Consider the following 17,742-nt stretch of genomic DNA (forward strand, 5'->3'; position numbering starts at 1 on the left):
TTGTTATTTTGTTTTTAGGTAGTTGATGGTTTCAGCGATTTCATTAATGTCTTGGTGACCCGCTAGCATCACCTCGTATTTACCATTAACGATAAACGTTGGAACTGCATTAATTTGCGCTTTAGTCGATACGGTTTCTGCGGTTTGAATGTAATTAAACAGCTCTTTTTGCTGCGCTTCGCTCAGGTTGTATGGGCTAACCATTCCACGAGATTCAAAGATTCGATCCAATTCAACTTTCTTTGCGCTGCCATCCATATCTGGGTTTTGAACGAGTGCAAATAGCTCGTCTTTCATGTCAGCAGGAACGACGTTGTTTTCTGATTGCATGACGGCAGAGTAGAACAACATACCAGCGATTTGTGCGCTTTCATTAAACATCACATGGACTTTACCAAGTTTACTGTCAGTCAATGACTCTAACTCAGGGAGCATTGGTTCAAGGTTACGACAGTGACCACAGCCTAGAGAGAATACTTCGGTAACTTGAGGTAAGCGCAGTGTGCTCAGGTTGGCATCAAGTGTGCGATATTGCTTGCCCTCAACGGGTGTTGTATCAGAGTCACTACAAGCCGAAACAACAAGAGCCAAGGCCATCACGGATAAAGTTTTAGTAAGAGTTTTAAACATGTTTGAGCTTCTATATGAAAATAACTCACAGAGTTTAACGTTTATTTAAGTCTGCTTACAAGCAATTCAGCTCGTCAAATCGTTACAAAGCGAAACCTAAATTCCGTCAGTTTTTTTATGTTTCGCTATAAAGTTTCTGTATTAATCGCCGATAGTTAACAGCGTATAAAGGAATAATTGGAGAGTGACATGTTTACGTTGAAACAAGCAGGGATGGTATTGGCTGCCTCCTTACTAGCGGGATGTAGTGCCGTGTCATCGACAACAAGTAAACTATTTCCAGACATGCTGCAAACGGCTCCGAAGTCAGAGTTTGATGTGATGCATCCAGAATGGGCGGATGCGCCAAAAATCGCCTCAACCAGCGTTCAAGGACCTTATGGGCAAATGCGCACCGAGTCTTGGAATGTTCTTGAGCGCTACTTGGTCAACAATGGTCTCGACTATGAGTTAGTTCCTGGTGACTATGTCATGATCCGTTTAAAGCAAAAAATCCACTTTAATACTGGCTCTGCACATGTAGCTAGCACCTCTGCACAATGGCTTCAACAACTGGCGAGCTTCTTATCTGGCCAGCAAGGGATTGATGTTGTAATCGGGGGACATACAGATAATACCGGAACTGTGGCAATCAACGATAAGCTATCTGACAAACGTGCTGAGTCCGTTCGCCAAACCTTGATCAGTCAACGAGTGCCTAGGCAGATGATCTATACGCGTGGTTATGGCGAAAATGTTCCAGAGTGCACGAACCAAACACAATATGGGAAGGCTTGTAATAGGCGAGTCGAATTGACCTTGATAGTAGCGCAGTAGATAGTTAATAGATTAAAAAAAGCGACGTTGTAACGTCGCTTTTTTATAGTTAAATCAGATAAATAGATTAACTTAGTCCAATGATGTTGCCTTCGTCATCAAGATCAAGAGACATAAAGGCTGGTTTGTCTGGTAAGCCTGGCATCGTCATTACATTGCCGCAAAGTGCATAGATAAAACCAGCACCAGCACACAAACGCAGTTCACGTATTACAACATCAAAGTCTTTTGGTGCGCCCTTGATACTGCCATCGGTGGTGATAGACAGAGGGGTCTTAGCAAGACATACGGCGAGGTGATTGAAGCCATGTTTTTCATATAGTTCAAGCTGCTTTTGCGCTTGATAAGACAGAGTGACTCGAGCGGCACCGTAACCACCTTCACATACGGCCATTAGTTTAGATTCAATGGATTGATCGAGTGTGTAAAGTGGTTTGAAGTTCGCTTCGTTCTCACAGGCCGCTATAACCTGCTGTGCGAGTTCTTTAGTGCCTTCGCCACCTTTTGCGAATCCTTCACTAATTGCTACTCGGCAATCTTGTTCAAGCGCTTCAATCCAAGATTTTAGAAGGTTAAGTTCCTCGTCACTATCTTGAGGGAAGCGGTTAATAGCGACGACCGCTGGTACACCATATTTAGCTACGTTGTTGATATGCCATTTCAAGTTCTCGAACCCAGCTTTCAGGGCGTTCGAGTCGTTACCGTAGATAGAGTCTGGAATAGGCGTACCTGGTTTGAGGTCATAGAGTCCAGAGTTCGCTTTTAAGCCACGAAGTGTCGCCACGATCACAGCACAGTCAGGTTTTTTATCTGTTGCAGAGGCTTTGATATTACACGCTTTTTCAAAACCCATATCAGAACCAAAACCACCTTCAGTGATCGTATAGCGGCTCAACTTTGTCGCAATGCTATCGGCGATAATGGATGAGTTACCATGAGCGATATTGGCAAAAGGACCCGCATGGATAAGCGTTGGAACACCTTCAAGAGTTTGCATTAAGGTTGGCTCAATGGCTTCTTTCATACTAACAGCCATAGCACCTGCAACCTGAAGATCTTCGGTGGTAATTGGCTCACCATCTAAAGAGTAAGCCACGACAATGCGGCCGATACGTGAACGCAGATCTTTTAAGTCTTTCGATAGTGCTAAAATCGCCATCAGCTCTGAGGCTGCGGAGATATCAAATCCGTCTTCACGCTCATAACCATTAATGGTTTTGTTCACCTCGTTTTGGCCAACTGTCACCATGCGAAGTGCTCGGTCATTGTGGTCAACTACACGTTTCCAGACGACATTCTTGATATCAATTTTTAACGCGTTAAGCCCGGTACGAGATTCAAAAGCTTCATAACCTTGGCGTTGTTCGTGGTAAATACGAGCGTCAATTGCGGCAGCAGCAAGGTTGTGAGCGGCGGTAACCGCGTGAATATCGCCCGTCAGGTGAAGGTTCAATTCTTCCATCGGTGCAACTTGAGAGTAGCCACCACCTGCAGCGCCACCTTTCACACCGAAAATTGGACCCATTGACGGCTGACGAATACACGCCATGACCGATTGACCAAGCTTTTTCAGACCTTGTGATAAACCAATTGTTGTCACGGTTTTGCCTTCACCTAGTGGTGTAGGAGTGATGGCAGTGACGACAACAAGCTTGCCATCAATATTGTCTTTGAGTCGGTTTACCGCGTTTAAGGATACTTTTGCCTTGTGAAAACCTTGAGGATGAAACTCAGAGTCGAGTAGTCCAGATTGCTTAGCAATCTCAGAAATAGGGGAAAGAGACGTCGTACGACAGATATCAATATCAGATAGCATTAACGGTCCTTAAAAGCCACAAAATTATTGAGGAAAACGTTTGCGTCAGGATAATACTGGTTAAAAATCCTTTGTAAAGTTAAATATTCAGCAACCTGTTCTATTTTTAATCACTCTTTATTTAGTTGATTGTTTTGAAAACAAAAAGAGGCCGAAGCCTCTTTTTTATCGATCCCAGTATGCTTCTTCCAAGCTGTCTTCTCGCTCTGGTAAAGAGCGGGTGAGTCGTGGCGAGTGCTGTGTTAGGACTTCGTAACTCACTCGGTTCGCATACTTACAAATTTGTGAAAGAGAAGAGTAGGTTAAGCAAGGTGCAACATGTTTATCTGACTCTGGAACATTCTGGCAATGAAAGTCATTGGCTGTCATGTCGTGAAGTAGAGCCGAAAGAGCACCATCACCTGCGCCGTTGGTGTTCTTAATTTCCAGTGGGCCACCTAAATATGGGCCAATATGAGAGTAGACTTTCTGCGGGTCTGCACAATCCGCTTTACGCATTGCTCGGCTAAATTCAAATTTGTTGAACTCATCGATTTCGCCTTCAAGAATATCGTGCGTCGTTTCACGGAGTGCAACATTGTCGCAATAACCGGCCATATATAGGCCGTCAGGACCAGCTGTACACAATACCAAATCAACCCAGTCTAACGCTTTGTCGGCGGCAAGTAGTGGGTCGGAGAATCCAGTGAGTGCTTCACCTTCTTCTTCATTCATAGCAACGATAGTGACATTGTCTTTAATGTAATCCTGCCAGAACTTTTCGTTGCCTTCGATAACCCACTTAGTTCCTAACGTTAACACCACGGGTACCGATTTAGATTTTGCGATCTCAATTGCACGTGCAACCGCTTTAGGCATCGGATCTTCTGGCTTACCACGCATTAGATAAGAAGAAACTACCAAAGCTGAAGCCTTGTTAAACACAGACTCTGGAATACTCTCTGGCTTAAGTTGGTTCATTTCACCTTCGTTGATCGCAAATGTTCGTTCACCATCGTCGGTGATTAGCGTGTAGCAACGGCCAATTGGACCATCAACAGTTTGTAAATGGTTCAGGTTCATGCGTGAAGACGTTCGGCATAGATAACGGTAACCGTACGAACCTACTTCAATGTTCTTTGACATAACGCCCAGTAAAACAGATTTGCTATCTGCCAAAACTGAATAGTTGTGTAGCGTGTTACCAATAGTGTCACCTGGGAATTGGTGAGTAATTAGTCCTTCAGCAACCAGTTCTTCATAAAGCGCGTCTGCTTTACTTTCTTCAAGTACCAGAGAGTGACCTTTACTTAGGTCGTATTTAGCAAGAAAAGCATCGTCAACTCGTGCTTCGATATCAACGATCGTTTGACCAACACCAATAATAGTCGGTCGGAATAGCTTTGGAGCTGACTGAGCTTGGCTAACAGACAGATCTTTCTTGCTAGTTGGGAAATAGTGTTTTGACTTACGTTGTCCAGGGAATCTCATAGTAAACGCTGATGGAACGAAATTTGGCGGCATGATATCACAATGACTTCAATAATGTTTCATAAAATTGCAGCGTTTGTGTGATTTTGACCATATGCAGAAAGGGGTGAAATCCAATCTTTAATCAGACTGTTAACCAATGCATAACCATAGTCTTGACATGGTTTATCAGCCGACTAACCTAAGAATAGTTAAAATGACACGGATTGCATATTGAATATTTCGAGCCTAAGCCCAGAGAAAATTCAAGAAGTGCTTGATCGCATGGATTGTTATTTCTTTATCAAAGACAAAAACGGATGTTACACCTACGTCAATGAAGCGGTATGTCAATTGTTTGCTCGTGCTAGAGAAGAGATTATCGGTGCTGATGACAATCAGTTTTTCTCGATAGAGCAGGCAAGTGACCTTATCAAAAATGATGTGTCGGTTCTGAATGGAAAAACGGTTTCAAACGTTGAAGTGAACACGTTGAAATCGGGCGAGGTTAAGCACTACCAAAATATGAAGTCACCCATTTTCAACAGCCATAATGAGGTGGTCGGCATATTTGGGTTAGCGATTGATATTTCAAAGACCGTGGCGCGCCACAATGAACTTGAGTTCCTCGCTATTCGGGATGTACTAACCGGCTTGTATAATCGTCGATTTCTTGAACTCCAATTAAAGCATGAGATCGCATCGTTTAAACGACATGGCCATGACATGTCCTGTTTAATGTTGGATGTGGATGGATTTAAATCCATTAACGACCGATTTGGGCATAGTATTGGAGATTACGTTCTCCAGTCGATAGGGAAGACCCTGTTAGGGACGGTGCGAGAAGAGGATTTTTGTTTTCGGTTTGGTGGAGATGAGTTCACTATTTTACTTCCAAAAACCTCGCTGCCCGACGCTTATAGATTGGCTGAAAGAGTACGTGAATCAGTAGCAAGTAAAACCCTCTATTCGAGCACTGGTCATCCGTTCAAGATCAAGATAAGCCTTGGGGTCGCATCTCTTCAAAAAGGATTGGAAGATCAACTGTTGGCATTGGCAGATAAAGCCTTAATGGAAGTAAAGCTCAACGCTAAAGGGAAGAATACCAGTTACGTGTTTTGTGACCATTTAGAGTCCGTCACAAGCTGTAATGGTTGTATACAAGCGGGTCAATGTAAATAATGACTATTGGCGGAAGCGGGTACTTCTAATTATTAAAGTACCCGCTTATGTTTTATTGGGCTACTTCAGTGGCCGGCTCAACATAGGCAGCAGTATTCCATAGTGGAACAGTTGAGAGACTGTGCTTAAAGCTACCTGACGTTTCTTTGGTAGAGTATGAAAGATACATAAGCGTTTGGTTATCTTTGTCATAGATGCGACGTACTTTCATGCTCTTAAAGAAAATACTCTTAGATTTCTTGAAGACCACTTCACCTGACTTCGACTTATCGATTTGCGCGATCATTTCTGGTGTTATCTCACCAGTTTGTCGACATGAGATAGAGCTGTCACTTGGATCAGATAGGCTTAAGTCAGCTTCAATGCTGGCAATATGGCAAGTAACACCGGTAACAATAGGATCGGTTAGAGTATTGAGTTTGATATCTTTTAATGTGAACATACCCAGCGATACATCACCTACCTCTTTATCACCACAACCATACAAGGCTAGTGTCAGAGCAGGGACCAGCAAGAGCTTTTTAAACATAGAGAGCATTCCTTTTTATCAACGCTTTTGTATACCATAACCAAGGTTACTCGAAAAATCGAACAGGATTATTATGAAAGATGTCGCAGAACGACTTTATACCAACAAAAATCAATGGCTAGCGAGCCAGATAGACGTTGATTTCCCAACACCTGAAAGCGTACAGGGAAGGGAATTGTATCAGGAGTCGTTGTCGAGCAACTACTTAGAGTCGCTTAAGGTGGATTCTGAAAGCGAATTGAACATCGAGTGGCACAAGGTTGATTTTCATAGATTAACAGTCATGTTTGCTCTATTGCAGGCGAAAAGGTGGGCGGTTGAACACCATCAGAATGCGATAGTGGAATTTTTCGCACAAATTATTTTGGACCAGTCGCATGACCTATATCTGGGCTTTGAGGGTGGCGAAGCTTGTGCCGCGGTGTTGGTGAGTAAAGAAGACACCGTTATTCTTTTCTCGGACTTAGTTACCTGTCATAGCGCACAGGATTTAAGCCCGGAGCCCATTATAGCGTCTCTAATACAAACCTTAGATATTGCAAAAGAATCTGACCTTTGGATTGAAAAACGGTGATCTGCTTGGAAGTTTCGATCATCAAGTAAAACAATATATAAAAACTCACGCCTAGCCCCACATATTGATCAGGGAAGTATATTAATATTTTACGAAAAATAAGTGTTGTAAGGCTTGGTGTTTGATGTCAAAAGTAAAATGTGTGTTGTTTGATTGTGATGGAACACTGGTCGATAGTGAAAGATTGTGTTGTGAGGCGATAGTTGCCACGTTTGAGCAGGTAGGGGTAACGCTAAGTATAGAAGCGGTATCGGATAACTTTTCGGGCGGCAAGATAGCGGACGTTCTATCTTCCGCTCAATCGTTGGCACAAAGTCATGTTTCGCTGGATTTACTAGAACCTATTTATCGTAATGAAACTCAACGCTTGTTTGAGCAGAAGCTTAGACCTATGGAAGGAGCATTGGAGCTGCTCTCTCACTTGGATCAACAAGGCATTGAATATTGTGTTGTTACCAACAGTCCACTTTCTAAAGCCCAAAAGATGCTCTCTATTGTTGGCTTGAGTGATAAATTCAGAGGTAAAGTCATTTCTGCTTTTGATGCCAACAGTTGGAAGCCTGAACCCGATTTGCTTCAATACTCAGTAACCATGATGGGTTTTCTACCGGATGAGTGCGTTTATATTGACGACACATCGAAAGGCGTCAAAATGGGCATAGCAGCGGGTATTAGAACCGTACACTTTGCTACCAGCTGTGACTACGAACAGAAAAATGCAACCTGTTTGACATCAATGAAACAGGTCATTGAACACATTAATGAACAGAACAGTTTAGCGTAAAAGGTTTGATTGACGTGGCATTGAACTTTTGTTGGTAGCTACGAGTTGTTTGCTTCGTCAATTCTGTGGTGTAGTAGCCACATTCCGCACACAAGAACGTTTCGTTATCTTCAGACAACAGGCCTTCATCTGCTCCGCACTCGGGACATAGTCCTGTATATGGTTCTTGTGATTTGCTATGTGACATATCTCTCCTAACTACTCGAAGTTACCTTGACCCTCCTAATAGTAATACGAGCTCAAATATCTAGTGTGGAAAACTGTTCGATTTCACGCGCTAATGCGACTTATGTCACTAACAGTCATTATTGGTCGCTATTTGTACAGATGAGATATTGGTTCAACGAATGAATATGCGTGTTGATGTATAATTTAATATGCATCTAGGTTTGTATTTGGTGTTTCTTTGTATATTGAAAATAAGCCAACAAAAAAGCCAGCTATGCTGGCTTTCTAATTTGAAATACTGTTTTACGAGCAGAGCACGTTAAGTGCGGTAACGAGTCAGTACTTCTCCCAGTGTAATCGTCGCTTTAGTCAGGTTTGATACGCCCACCTCGCTTTGTTCCGCTACTTCGCGAATGGTACCGGACTGAACTCGAATATCACTGAGCTCTGCTGCGATTTCAGCAGCCACCGCGCTTTGTTCCGCCGCTGATGTAGAAATTTGAGTACTCATGTCCATTACTGCGCGAGATGAGTCGGCGATAGAATTGACGTCATGTCCAATCTCCGAAATCAGTGCGCTACTGGATTCGGCTTGTTCTACCGTTTGTTGAGTAATGGCGGCAATATTTTGGCTTTCAGATTGAAGCTTTTCAATCATAGCTTGAATCTCGACCGTGGCTGTCTGAGTACGACCAGCTAACGTGCGAACCTCATCTGCGACGACTGCGAAACCTCGGCCTTGTTCACCCGCTCTTGCAGCTTCAATAGCTGCGTTTAACGCTAATAGGTTAGTCTGTTCAGAGATTGCATTGATGGTGGTAATTACTTCATTAATTTGGGTCGTATTATCCGTCAAAGCCGCTACAGAATGTGAAGCTTCTTCGATAAACGCAGACAATTGATTGATATCACCAATAGCTTGTTGAACGCGTTGATAGCTGAGCTCAACTTGCTTAGTATCTTCTTCTGCCTGTTCATTTGACTGACGAGAAATGTTCGACACTTCTTGAGCGGAAGCCGTCATCTGTTCCATAGCGGTAGCAACTGAGTCAAGTGACGCATATTGATTGTTGATTTGGTTGTTACTTTTCGCCATTTCCTCTTGAAAAGAAGAGGCTGTTTCTTCCAGGCTGGTTGCAGATGACTTAACGGTGGTGACTAGCTCAGTTAAAGTGTCCATAGCGCGGTCCAATGCCACACCTATGGTTCCAAACTCATCGCGGCCAGCGACAAAATTAAGACGAGAGGTTAGGTCGCCGTCGGCAATTTTCTGAGTGGTGGAGTAAAGAGTAAATAGTGCACCACCGAGGAAAGTGGCCAACCAATAGCTGAAGATAGAAAAAGGCAGTAGCCAGAGATAAGTGAGAGCAAGAGAGGTAAGTGCTTGAGACTTGGCGTTGTCTATTTGTATAGAAGCTGAAGTGGTTAGGCTGTAATTTTTGCCATCCAACCCGCGAGCTGTTGCTGTTACCTGACCGCTATTGATCGAAGATGCTTGGCTTGTGGATTCTATGACGTTGAAATTTTTCAAAATGCTTGAGTTACCCGTTGCTGAACTTACTTCTAAATAACTAGATAGCTTGGCTTCAGCACTAGCGATTGCTTGTTGCTCTGCATTTGAGACGCTGTCTTGATAACGACTGACCGCAGAAAAGGTAAGTGCGGCGAAAAATAGGGCAAATAGTACCCACATCTTGTCATTAATCGACATCTTGATGAACAAGGCGTCGATCTTTCTAAATTTCACTTCTCTCATGATAACTCCGGGAGTGATATTGTTATTTGAATAGACTGATAAAATTAAAGGCCCTCATTGAGGACCTTCAATCTTGGTATGATATCGACATTTTATGAAATACATTTAGCGGTATTCATTTTAAATGTGATAACGATCACTTAACTAGCCAAGTGTAGGGAGGATCTTAAATGTTACAAGTAACTGAGAACCCACAATAATTACACCAACCAACATCGAGGAATAAAGTGCAATGTGCCCTCCAGCGACTTGGTAGCCCGTTTCACTTGTAAACTGTTTACGTGTTTTCGCCACCATGATGGTTGGTAGGAAGATAGCCAGTACAGCAAGTGCGATCGCTGCATAACCTAGTGCCATGATGAAACCTTGTGGATAGAACAAAGCAAAACATAGCGGTGGAAGGAATGTCACTAGCGCAGCAATTGCGCGTTGAGAGAATGACAGGCCTTCTGTTTGCTTGGTGCCATTTTGTTTTGAAGTGAACTTGCTGCCCAAATCTCTTAAGTATTCAAAAAGACCTAAGCTCACACCTAAGAATGATGTTACTAAGGCTAGATCAGCGAATACACCGATAATAGTAGCGAGCTTCTCGACATGGACTGCTTCCGCCAATAAGCCAATTAGGTTAGACAAACCAGAGTTTTCAATCAGTGTACTTTGTTGTACCACGCCTAAGGTAACAATTTGCCAGAAAATATAAATAACAAGGGGTAAGCTAGAGCCAATAACAATTGCTTTTTTCAGCGCTTTTGTGTCGCCTTCGAGGTAGTTCACAATCGCAGGAATGCTGCCGTGGAAACCAAAAGAAGTAAAAATGACTGGGATAGAAGCGACAATGAGACCTTGCTGAACAGGCATACTCATCAGGTAGCCTTGGGTGACATTAGGAGCTAGTAGAAATAGAACACTGCCCATTGCGATCAGTTTCAGCGTAAAGAGTACTCGATTGAGTTTATCTACCGCATGAGTACCAATGGTAACTGTTAACGCGACTAAAACGGTAAAAAGAAGAGTGGCCACGGTTCCTGGCAAACGAATACCAAAAAGCATATCTAAACGGTCAGCGAACTGGCCACCGCCACCCGCGATATAGGCCGCACAAAGTGCATAGAACAAAAACAGCATGGCAAAACTCGCGATGTATTTACCTTTTTTCCCAAGTACTTGCTTAGCTAGTGTGTGTAATGTCGCGGAATGATCGGCGTACTGGTGAAGTTCTACCATCAACAGAGCGGTATAAGCCATTAAGGCCCATAAGGCGAACATGAGTACTAAAGAAGTACCAAAACCAATACCAGCAGAGGCTATTGGAAGGGCGAGCATACCAGCACCAATGGTTGTACCGGCAATAATAAGTGTGCTTCCGAGAACTTTTGATTTCATTGTACAGTCTACTTTACAACTTGTAGGTTACTTTGCATTATCGTTTTAACGAACACTCAAATTTGAGTCATTAATGCTGAATTTTCGAAGAGTATGCAGTGTAATAATCCAAATAACAAGCATAATGTAAACATAAATTTATCTAGTGTAAAAGTATGTTTACAGTAAGTGTTGGGGTAGGAGATTTATTGGCTCCGCAATCGTTTAACAATGAGTTGTATCAAAATAAATGTCGATTTCTCTTGGGTTTCTTACTTTTGTCATATACGTTAGATAAAACTCTATGACGAGTGTTCAAGCGATTTGTAGTTAGCGGTCTGGTGTTTAGGGCTATGAATACAAAGGCGCTTGTTCTAAAACAGGATGACATTATGGAAACACAAACAAACGAAGAAGCACTCGAATGGCTTGATGCTATGGAGATCGGCTTCGAATTACCTGACTGCGAAGAATTGTCGCAAACGGAAGACTAATCAACATTACTACATGCAAACCAGCTCGTACCAATTAACTGTGTGAGCACATAGACTTAAAGCCGCTACACTGAATATATGAATTCGGTTGGAGATGAGATGGTTTGCAACGATTACTACTACTCTGCATTATTCTATTCCCCATACTTTCGGGGTGTTATCTCTACTATTTTGACCTGAACTGGCAGCTGGAAAATCTGGCCGCATTTATTGTCTTCATTCCCGCGTGTTATCTTATCTTCACGATTGTTCTGATTATTATTAAACAGACGTCAGCAGCAATGATGGCTGCGGTGTTGTCGGTTATCTCATTGGTTCTATTCGGAACGACGCCACAGTTTATTACTTCTGATGGTTGTGATGAGAATTACGTCAGTGTGATGCAATACAACACCTATTATGACAATCAACAGCTTGGGAACTTTATTGATTTTGTTCGTGAGCGACGCCCAGATATTTTGGTATTACAAGAAGTGTCCCCGCAACATGGGGAACAGCTTAAACTGTTGAAAGACCTTTATCCTTATCAATATGGTGGGCAGAGGCGAGTCGGTTATCCAAGTGGTCAAATGATACTTAGCCGCGCACCGTTGTATGGTATGAATACCACCACCTCGATATCGGGGCACAACATTATTCAAGTGGTTTGGCGAGCATCCAACGAACGAGATTTGTTTTTGATAGCTGCCCATCCGCCATCACCGCGATCGGAACTACTCTGGCGTGAAAGAAATGAGGTGATTGAAGATGTTGTTGATATGGCGCAAGCGTCGCCGTTAGATGTGACTATTGTGGTCGGGGACTTTAATTTGGCGAGTACGACAAAGCGATTCAATAAAATACTACCAAGCTTTGATAAGCAACCCGTTGCCAGTTGGCCTAAATTCATTAAACGTTGGTCGATACCTTTTGTGCCTGTAGTGGCAATAGATCATTTTTGGATTCGGCGTGTTGGTGGCTCGCAAAATACTATTTGCTTTCGAGAGAGTTTAAAGCAGATTCAAGGGTCGGACCATGTTCCGGTCGAAACACGTTTTAAGTTATAGGGGAGCAACAAAAAAGCGACCCTAAGGTCGCTCTTCTTCCGTTCATTATAAATTGAACATCTTTATTTCTTGCGGCAGTATTCTGCAATCACATACATGGCTTGGCCGTTTGCTTTGCCTTGAACGTGTTTAGGGTCGTCTGCGTTAACGCTAATGCCACGAATTACAGTACCTTGTTTGATAACTTGAGAAGAACCTTTGATTGGCAGGTCTTTAATGACCGTTACGTCGTCACCTTTTTTAAGTTCTACGCCGTTTACATCACGTGGCTTTTCAATGTTTTCATCTAGGCCAAGTTCTGCCCATTTGGCTACTTCTTCTTCTAGATACATCATATCAACAAGATCTTGAGCCCAGCCTTCAGCAGAAAGACGTTTGAGTTGACGCCAAGCCATAACTTGAACAGGAGCAACTTGACTCCACATGCTGTCGTTTAGGCAGCGCCAGTGGTTAACATCCATTGTTTCTGGGTTTTCAATTTGGCCTGTGCAAGTGTCACAAAGCATAATCGCGTGATCAACCGTGATTTGGGTATGTGGAGCCACCGCGAAAGGCTTAAGTGCTGTTTCAGCACCACATAGTTCACATTTGTTTTCGCAGCGTTCAAGCATAGTTGCTTCAATAGACATACTTATACCTTTTATTTGGTGAGACGGGCCTAAGCCTCCGTCCGAATAGTTATGTGGTACTTACTTTGAGTATCACCGGTTTGATAGCCGCGCATTATACATGGTTTTAGCCAAAAGTGTGATCGGGAGCGACTAAAACCGCACGATAGACTTTTTGGGCTGTAAGAATATTCTCACTGAGTGAGATTGAAATGGGCATCAAGGCAAGGTTTGGGTATGAGTTCAAACTTTTGTTACTCCACAAATAAACAGTTCACATAACCCATTTGTTTCACTAGATAACTATATAGTTTAAGAGTAAATATAAAACTATATAGTTATTTTAAGTCTGAAGCATATTAGGGAAAGTGTATGACGAGAATAAATCTGAACGGTGATTGGCTGTTAACAAGTAAACAAAAACCGGAAGTTGAAGTAACAATGCAAGTACCAGGCGATAATTACTCTGCTCTACTTAAAGCCGGTGTGATTAACGACCCATATTGGGGTTGTAACGAGCAAGAGGTTCAGTGGGTTCGGGATTGTGAGTGGCAAATTAGTCGCGCCTTTGAATTGAGTCAGCAGCAGTTATCCTCTGAGCAGTTACTCTTGTGCTTGTCTCGCCTAGATACGGTAGCGAAGCTTGTCATCAACGGAACAGAAGTCGACACTTTTTCCAATATGTTTGTCTCGCGTAGGATAGATATTAAGCCATATGTTCAGCTTGGCGTTAACACCATTTGTATCACTTTTACGCCAGCCCATCTTGAAGCTAAAAATAGATCGATATCATTACCTTTCCCAATACCGTCTTCGATGGGAAGCAATAACCAAATTCCTCATATGAACTTGCTCCGTAAAACCCAGTGCCACTCGGGTTGGGATTGGGGAATTTGCCTAGTTGTTTCCGGCATCTATGACGATGTCTTCATCAGCGTGGTTAACGAAGTTAGCTTAGATCGCGTATCAACGGAGCAAATCTGGAAAGAGGACGGCTCAGTTGACGTTGTGGTGCAGATATACCACCAAGCGGTTTCTGGCGTAGAGATATCGATTGGCTTTGATGAAGTTGAAAAGCGAATTACAAGCACAGACGGTGAAGTGACGTCAGTGAGTTTTACCGTTGAGACTCCCAAACTTTGGTGGCCTGCCGGATATGGTGAGCAGCCACTGTATGATTTAAACGTCACAATGGACGGTCAAACAATAAAGAAACGCCTTGGTTTGCGTAAGCTAGAGCTTAACAATGCAGAAGATGACATTGGCTCTGCGATGGAATTTCGTATTAACGATTTTCCTATTACAGCGCGCGGTGCGAACTGGATTCCTATGGATGCCATGCCTGCGCGAGAAAGCAAAACTCGTTATGAGTCCTTATTGGGTGATGCGGTCGCCGCTAACATGAATATGATTCGAGTTTGGGGTGGCGGCCAGTATGAAGCCGATATCTTCTATCAAACATGTGATGAATTAGGTTTGCTAGTCTGGCAAGACCTCATGTTTGCCTGTTCGCTTTATCCATCCACTCAGACATTCATTGACGATGTAGAACCCGAAGTACGCTATCAAGTTCAGCGGTTAAAAGACCACGCCTGTATTGCCTTGTGGTGTGGTGATAATGAAGTAATAGGCGCGTTGAATTGGTATGAAGAATCGAGAAACAGCAGAGACCGCTACGTGGTGAACTATGACCGATTAAACCGTAAGCTAGCGAATTTCGTCGCTCAAGAAGACCCATCACGAAAGTTTTGGTCTTCGTCTCCTTGTAACGGAGAGCTCGATTATGGCGATTCATGGCACGATGACGCTCGAGGTGATATGCACTTTTGGGAAGTGTGGCATTCTGGTGCGTCGTTTAATGCTTACCATAATATTAAACCCCGATTTTGTTCGGAGTTTGGCTTTCAGTCGTGGCCTTCATTATCAGAAGTAAAAACCTTTGTACCGCAAGAAGATTGGAACGTAACCTCACCTACATTTGAAGGACACCAAAAGAATGCCTCTGGTAATAGCATTATTACCGAGATGTTTACCAGATATTTTCGCTTTCCAGCTAGCTTTGAGCAGATGCTGTATTTAAGCCAAGTACAGCAATCCATTGCGATTAAAACCGGTTGTGAGTACTGGCGCTCTATATCACCGATTTGCCGAGGCATGTTGTACTGGCAGTTAAATGATAACTGGCCAGTAAGCTCTTGGTCGAGTATTGAATACAGCGGTCGTTGGAAACAACTTCATTATCATGCCAAACGTGTATTTGCTCCTACCTATGTGCCGTTTGTTGAGACTGATGATGCCTTGACATTGAGGCTGGTTAACAACCGAAGAACTCAAGAGAAGGTCACTGGTGAAGTGGTGTGGATGAGTTGGAATGGTGAATCACTTGGCAACTGGAATTTGAACCTTGATATCGCACCGGATGAAAACCAAGAAGTTTGGTCGTTGAACAAATCGCAGTGGCAGACGAGAGCTGACCAGGGTTTCTTCTTTGTCCGCTTCGAATCTCAAGGTGAGTGGAGTCAGAATACATGGTTTGCCAAACCGGAAGTGAAACAGTTGGCCATTAACAAAGCGAAAATCCAAGTGGAGATCGACGGAAGTACGATAATATTAACCTCCGATAAACCAGCGTTTTTCGTTCATTTGGAGCACGACGGTTCTGGGCGATTTAGTGATTCCAGTTTTACTTTGTTGCCTAATGAGCCTTATCAGGTTAACTATATTGGTGAGGAGTTAGAGACACTGCTATCGACGCTACGTGTTTATGACTTAAGCAAAAGCTACTAATTAACGTTGACTTTGCTTCGCCCTTAGAGCCAGTGACACTTTTGATGCTGGCTCTTTGTTCAGTGCGTTACAGATTGTCCAACCAGCTTGGGCGACAGACTCAAGGTCTACACCTGTTGCGATTCCCAACTCATGGCAGAGATAGAGCACGTCCTCAGTTGCCACATTTCCAGACGCTCCATCGGCGTAAGGGCATCCCCCAAGTCCGGCGACGCTGCTGTCTATGGTTTGAATACCCATTAGTAGCGCTTGATAAAGATTGGCAAGCGACTGCCCGTACGTATCGTGAAAATGAACGGCCAATTGCGATGTGGGGACATTCTCCAAGACAGCTTCTAACACCCTAGCTATTCTCAGTGGTGTTCCTGTACCGATGGTGTCGCCTAGTGACACCTGATAACAACCTAACTCTATTAGGGTGTCACTGATCGCTGCCACTTGCTCAGGCGTGGTTTTACCTTCATAGGGGCAATCAACGATGCACGAGAGGTAGCCACGAACTCTTAAATTGTGTTGATGAGCAGCTTCAATGACGGGAATGAACCGTCGAATGCTTTCTCTAATTGAGCAATGGATGTTTCGTTGAGTAAAAGACTCAGAGCAGGAAGTAAATACGGCCACTTCGTCAGCACCTGCCGTGAGAGCCGCTTCGAAGCCTTGTAAATTAGGCGTTAGGGCAGAGTAGGTGACTTTATTTTGCTTAGTTATTAGTTGAAAAACGTTAGATGAGTCCGCCATTTGAGGAATACGTTTTGCCGCCACAAACGCTCCTGACTCAATATGTGTTAGTCCAGCGGCTGTCAGTTGATTGATTAGGTTCACTTTGTGTGACGTGTCTACGTTGTTTTCGTTCTGTAATCCATCTCGCGGACCCACTTCAACAATATTAACGTGACTAGGAAGGACAGGATTAGTAAGGGTAGCCATTAGAATTTACTCCTCTTCTTTCCAAATAGGCGGCACTTTGTCGAAGAAGGCTTGCAGACCTTTCTGACCTTGAGAAGAGGTACGGGCCTCGGCAATAACTTGGCTTGTGAAATCAATCAATTGAGGATCGATTGGATGATTGTGGCAGTGCTGAATCAAAGCCTTAGTGTTTGCTATTGCGTTTGGACTATTGGCAACGAATTTGTCGACCAGTGCATCCACGAAGGGATCTATCTTACTACCTAGTAGCACCTCGTGAACAATTCCAAGCTCCAGAGCTTGAGGGGCGCCCATGACTTCAGCACTCAGCATATAACGTCGAGCATAACGGGCACCTATGGTACGAATGACGTAAGGTCCAATGGTCGCAGGTACAAGTCCAAGTTTCACTTCGCTAAGACAGAATCGACAGTCGGCATGGGCAACCACTACATCGCAGCAGCACAGCAACCCTAAAGCCCCGCCAAATGCCGAACCTTGAACGACGGCTACGGTTGGAATCGTCAGCGTGTCTAGACGCTTCATTAGTTCGGCAAGTTTTTGGGCATCTTCCAAGTTTTCGTTTTGACTTTTGTTAGCCATGGATTTCATCCAGGCTAAATCAGCCCCTGCGGAGAAGTGCTTTCCGTTACCACGTAACACTAAGCAGCGGATATTCTTGTCGTTCCCAACGCGATGCAGTGCATCGAGCAGATCGGCAACCATCGCGTCATCAAAGGCATTGCTTTTATGTTGACGATCTAACGTCAGATGAGCGACTCCCTTGGTGTCGACGGTAAATTGAATAGCATTAAGTTCAGTCATAGCCGCCGCC

The 17,742-nt window shown here is 43.6% G+C and carries 16 protein-coding genes; 6 read left to right on the forward strand and 10 right to left on the reverse strand.

Annotated features, from left to right (window positions below):
- Nucleotides 1-3: 3 nt before the first annotated feature.
- Nucleotides 4-630, reverse strand: coding sequence for a thioredoxin domain-containing protein (locus HOP38_RS20695; protein ID WP_006074752.1), 627 nt, complete (start codon nucleotides 628-630; stop codon nucleotides 4-6).
- A 189-nt stretch (nucleotides 631-819) separates the two neighbouring features.
- On the opposite strand from HOP38_RS20695, the gene HOP38_RS20700 reads away from it, so the two are divergent.
- Entirely contained in the window at nucleotides 820-1,446 is a 627-nt protein-coding gene (locus HOP38_RS20700; RefSeq protein WP_081836463.1) for an OmpA family protein, read from the forward strand.
- A gap of 67 nt (nucleotides 1,447-1,513) precedes the next feature.
- Here the strand turns inward: HOP38_RS20700 and HOP38_RS20705 are convergent, their stop codons facing one another.
- Both HOP38_RS20705 and HOP38_RS20710 read right to left on the reverse strand, forming a co-directional pair.
- Nucleotides 1,514-3,262, reverse strand: a complete 1,749-nt coding sequence (locus tag HOP38_RS20705; RefSeq protein ID WP_198558868.1) for a formate--tetrahydrofolate ligase — start codon at nucleotides 3,260-3,262, stop codon at nucleotides 1,514-1,516.
- A gap of 165 nt (nucleotides 3,263-3,427) precedes the next feature.
- Entirely contained in the window at nucleotides 3,428-4,732 is a 1,305-nt protein-coding gene (locus tag HOP38_RS20710; protein ID WP_124942025.1) for an inosine/guanosine kinase, read from the reverse strand.
- Nucleotides 4,733-4,945: 213 nt separating this feature from the next.
- Here HOP38_RS20710 and HOP38_RS20715 point away from each other — a divergent pair, with 213 nt between their 5' ends.
- The gene (locus tag HOP38_RS20715) at nucleotides 4,946-5,893 is read left to right on the forward strand and encodes a sensor domain-containing diguanylate cyclase (protein WP_198558869.1); all 948 of its coding nucleotides are present in this window, start codon (nucleotides 4,946-4,948) and stop codon (nucleotides 5,891-5,893) included.
- Between the two features lie 52 nt (nucleotides 5,894-5,945).
- Here HOP38_RS20715 and HOP38_RS20720 read toward each other — a convergent pair whose 3' ends face one another.
- Nucleotides 5,946-6,422, reverse strand: a complete 477-nt coding sequence (locus HOP38_RS20720) for a CreA family protein (RefSeq protein ID WP_006074376.1) — start codon at nucleotides 6,420-6,422, stop codon at nucleotides 5,946-5,948.
- A gap of 73 nt (nucleotides 6,423-6,495) precedes the next feature.
- Between HOP38_RS20720 and HOP38_RS20725 the strand changes: the two genes are divergently transcribed.
- On the forward strand, nucleotides 6,496-6,996 hold the full coding sequence (locus tag HOP38_RS20725) for a flavodoxin (protein WP_198558870.1): 501 nt from the start codon (nucleotides 6,496-6,498) through the stop codon (nucleotides 6,994-6,996).
- A 124-nt stretch (nucleotides 6,997-7,120) separates the two neighbouring features.
- Nucleotides 7,121-7,780: an HAD-IA family hydrolase gene (locus HOP38_RS20730; protein WP_006074374.1), complete on the forward strand. Its 660-nt coding sequence runs from the start codon at nucleotides 7,121-7,123 to the stop codon at nucleotides 7,778-7,780.
- Here the strand turns inward: HOP38_RS20730 and HOP38_RS20735 are convergent.
- The 3 genes from HOP38_RS20735 to HOP38_RS20745 all read right to left on the reverse strand — a co-directional run bounded on the left by HOP38_RS20735 (nucleotide 7,755) and on the right by HOP38_RS20745 (nucleotide 11,087).
- Nucleotides 7,755-7,967, reverse strand: coding sequence for a hypothetical protein (locus HOP38_RS20735; RefSeq protein WP_006074373.1), 213 nt, complete (start codon nucleotides 7,965-7,967; stop codon nucleotides 7,755-7,757). The two genes, HOP38_RS20730 and HOP38_RS20735, sit on opposite strands and share 26 nt — an antisense overlap.
- A gap of 300 nt (nucleotides 7,968-8,267) precedes the next feature.
- Nucleotides 8,268-9,704, reverse strand: coding sequence for a methyl-accepting chemotaxis protein (locus HOP38_RS20740; protein WP_198558871.1), 1,437 nt, complete (start codon nucleotides 9,702-9,704; stop codon nucleotides 8,268-8,270).
- A 144-nt stretch (nucleotides 9,705-9,848) separates the two neighbouring features.
- Complete coding sequence (locus tag HOP38_RS20745) at nucleotides 9,849-11,087, reverse strand: aromatic amino acid transport family protein (RefSeq protein ID WP_124942029.1); 1,239 nt, start codon at nucleotides 11,085-11,087, stop codon at nucleotides 9,849-9,851.
- A 577-nt stretch (nucleotides 11,088-11,664) separates the two neighbouring features.
- Between HOP38_RS20745 and HOP38_RS20750 the strand changes: the two genes are divergently transcribed.
- On the forward strand, nucleotides 11,665-12,606 hold the full coding sequence (locus HOP38_RS20750) for an endonuclease/exonuclease/phosphatase family protein (RefSeq protein WP_198558872.1): 942 nt from the start codon (nucleotides 11,665-11,667) through the stop codon (nucleotides 12,604-12,606).
- A 62-nt stretch (nucleotides 12,607-12,668) separates the two neighbouring features.
- On the opposite strand, the gene HOP38_RS20755 is transcribed toward HOP38_RS20750, so the two are convergent.
- Entirely contained in the window at nucleotides 12,669-13,235 is a 567-nt protein-coding gene (locus tag HOP38_RS20755) for a PhnA domain-containing protein (protein WP_006074368.1), read from the reverse strand.
- Nucleotides 13,236-13,586: 351 nt separating this feature from the next.
- Here HOP38_RS20755 and HOP38_RS20760 point away from each other — a divergent pair, with 351 nt between their 5' ends.
- Complete coding sequence (locus HOP38_RS20760) at nucleotides 13,587-16,001, forward strand: beta-mannosidase (RefSeq protein ID WP_198558873.1); 2,415 nt, start codon at nucleotides 13,587-13,589, stop codon at nucleotides 15,999-16,001.
- On the opposite strand, the gene HOP38_RS20765 is transcribed toward HOP38_RS20760, so the two are convergent.
- Nucleotides 16,002-16,928: a hydroxymethylglutaryl-CoA lyase gene (locus tag HOP38_RS20765; protein WP_198558874.1), complete on the reverse strand. Its 927-nt coding sequence runs from the start codon at nucleotides 16,926-16,928 to the stop codon at nucleotides 16,002-16,004.
- 6 nt (nucleotides 16,929-16,934) lie between these two features.
- Nucleotides 16,935-17,732: an enoyl-CoA hydratase-related protein gene (locus tag HOP38_RS20770; RefSeq protein ID WP_031493625.1), complete on the reverse strand. Its 798-nt coding sequence runs from the start codon at nucleotides 17,730-17,732 to the stop codon at nucleotides 16,935-16,937.
- Nucleotides 17,733-17,742 lie beyond the last annotated feature (10 nt).

Origin of the sequence: Vibrio mediterranei, from assembly GCF_013364395.1 — a bacterium.
Lineage (GTDB): Bacteria > Pseudomonadota > Gammaproteobacteria > Enterobacterales > Vibrionaceae > Vibrio > Vibrio mediterranei.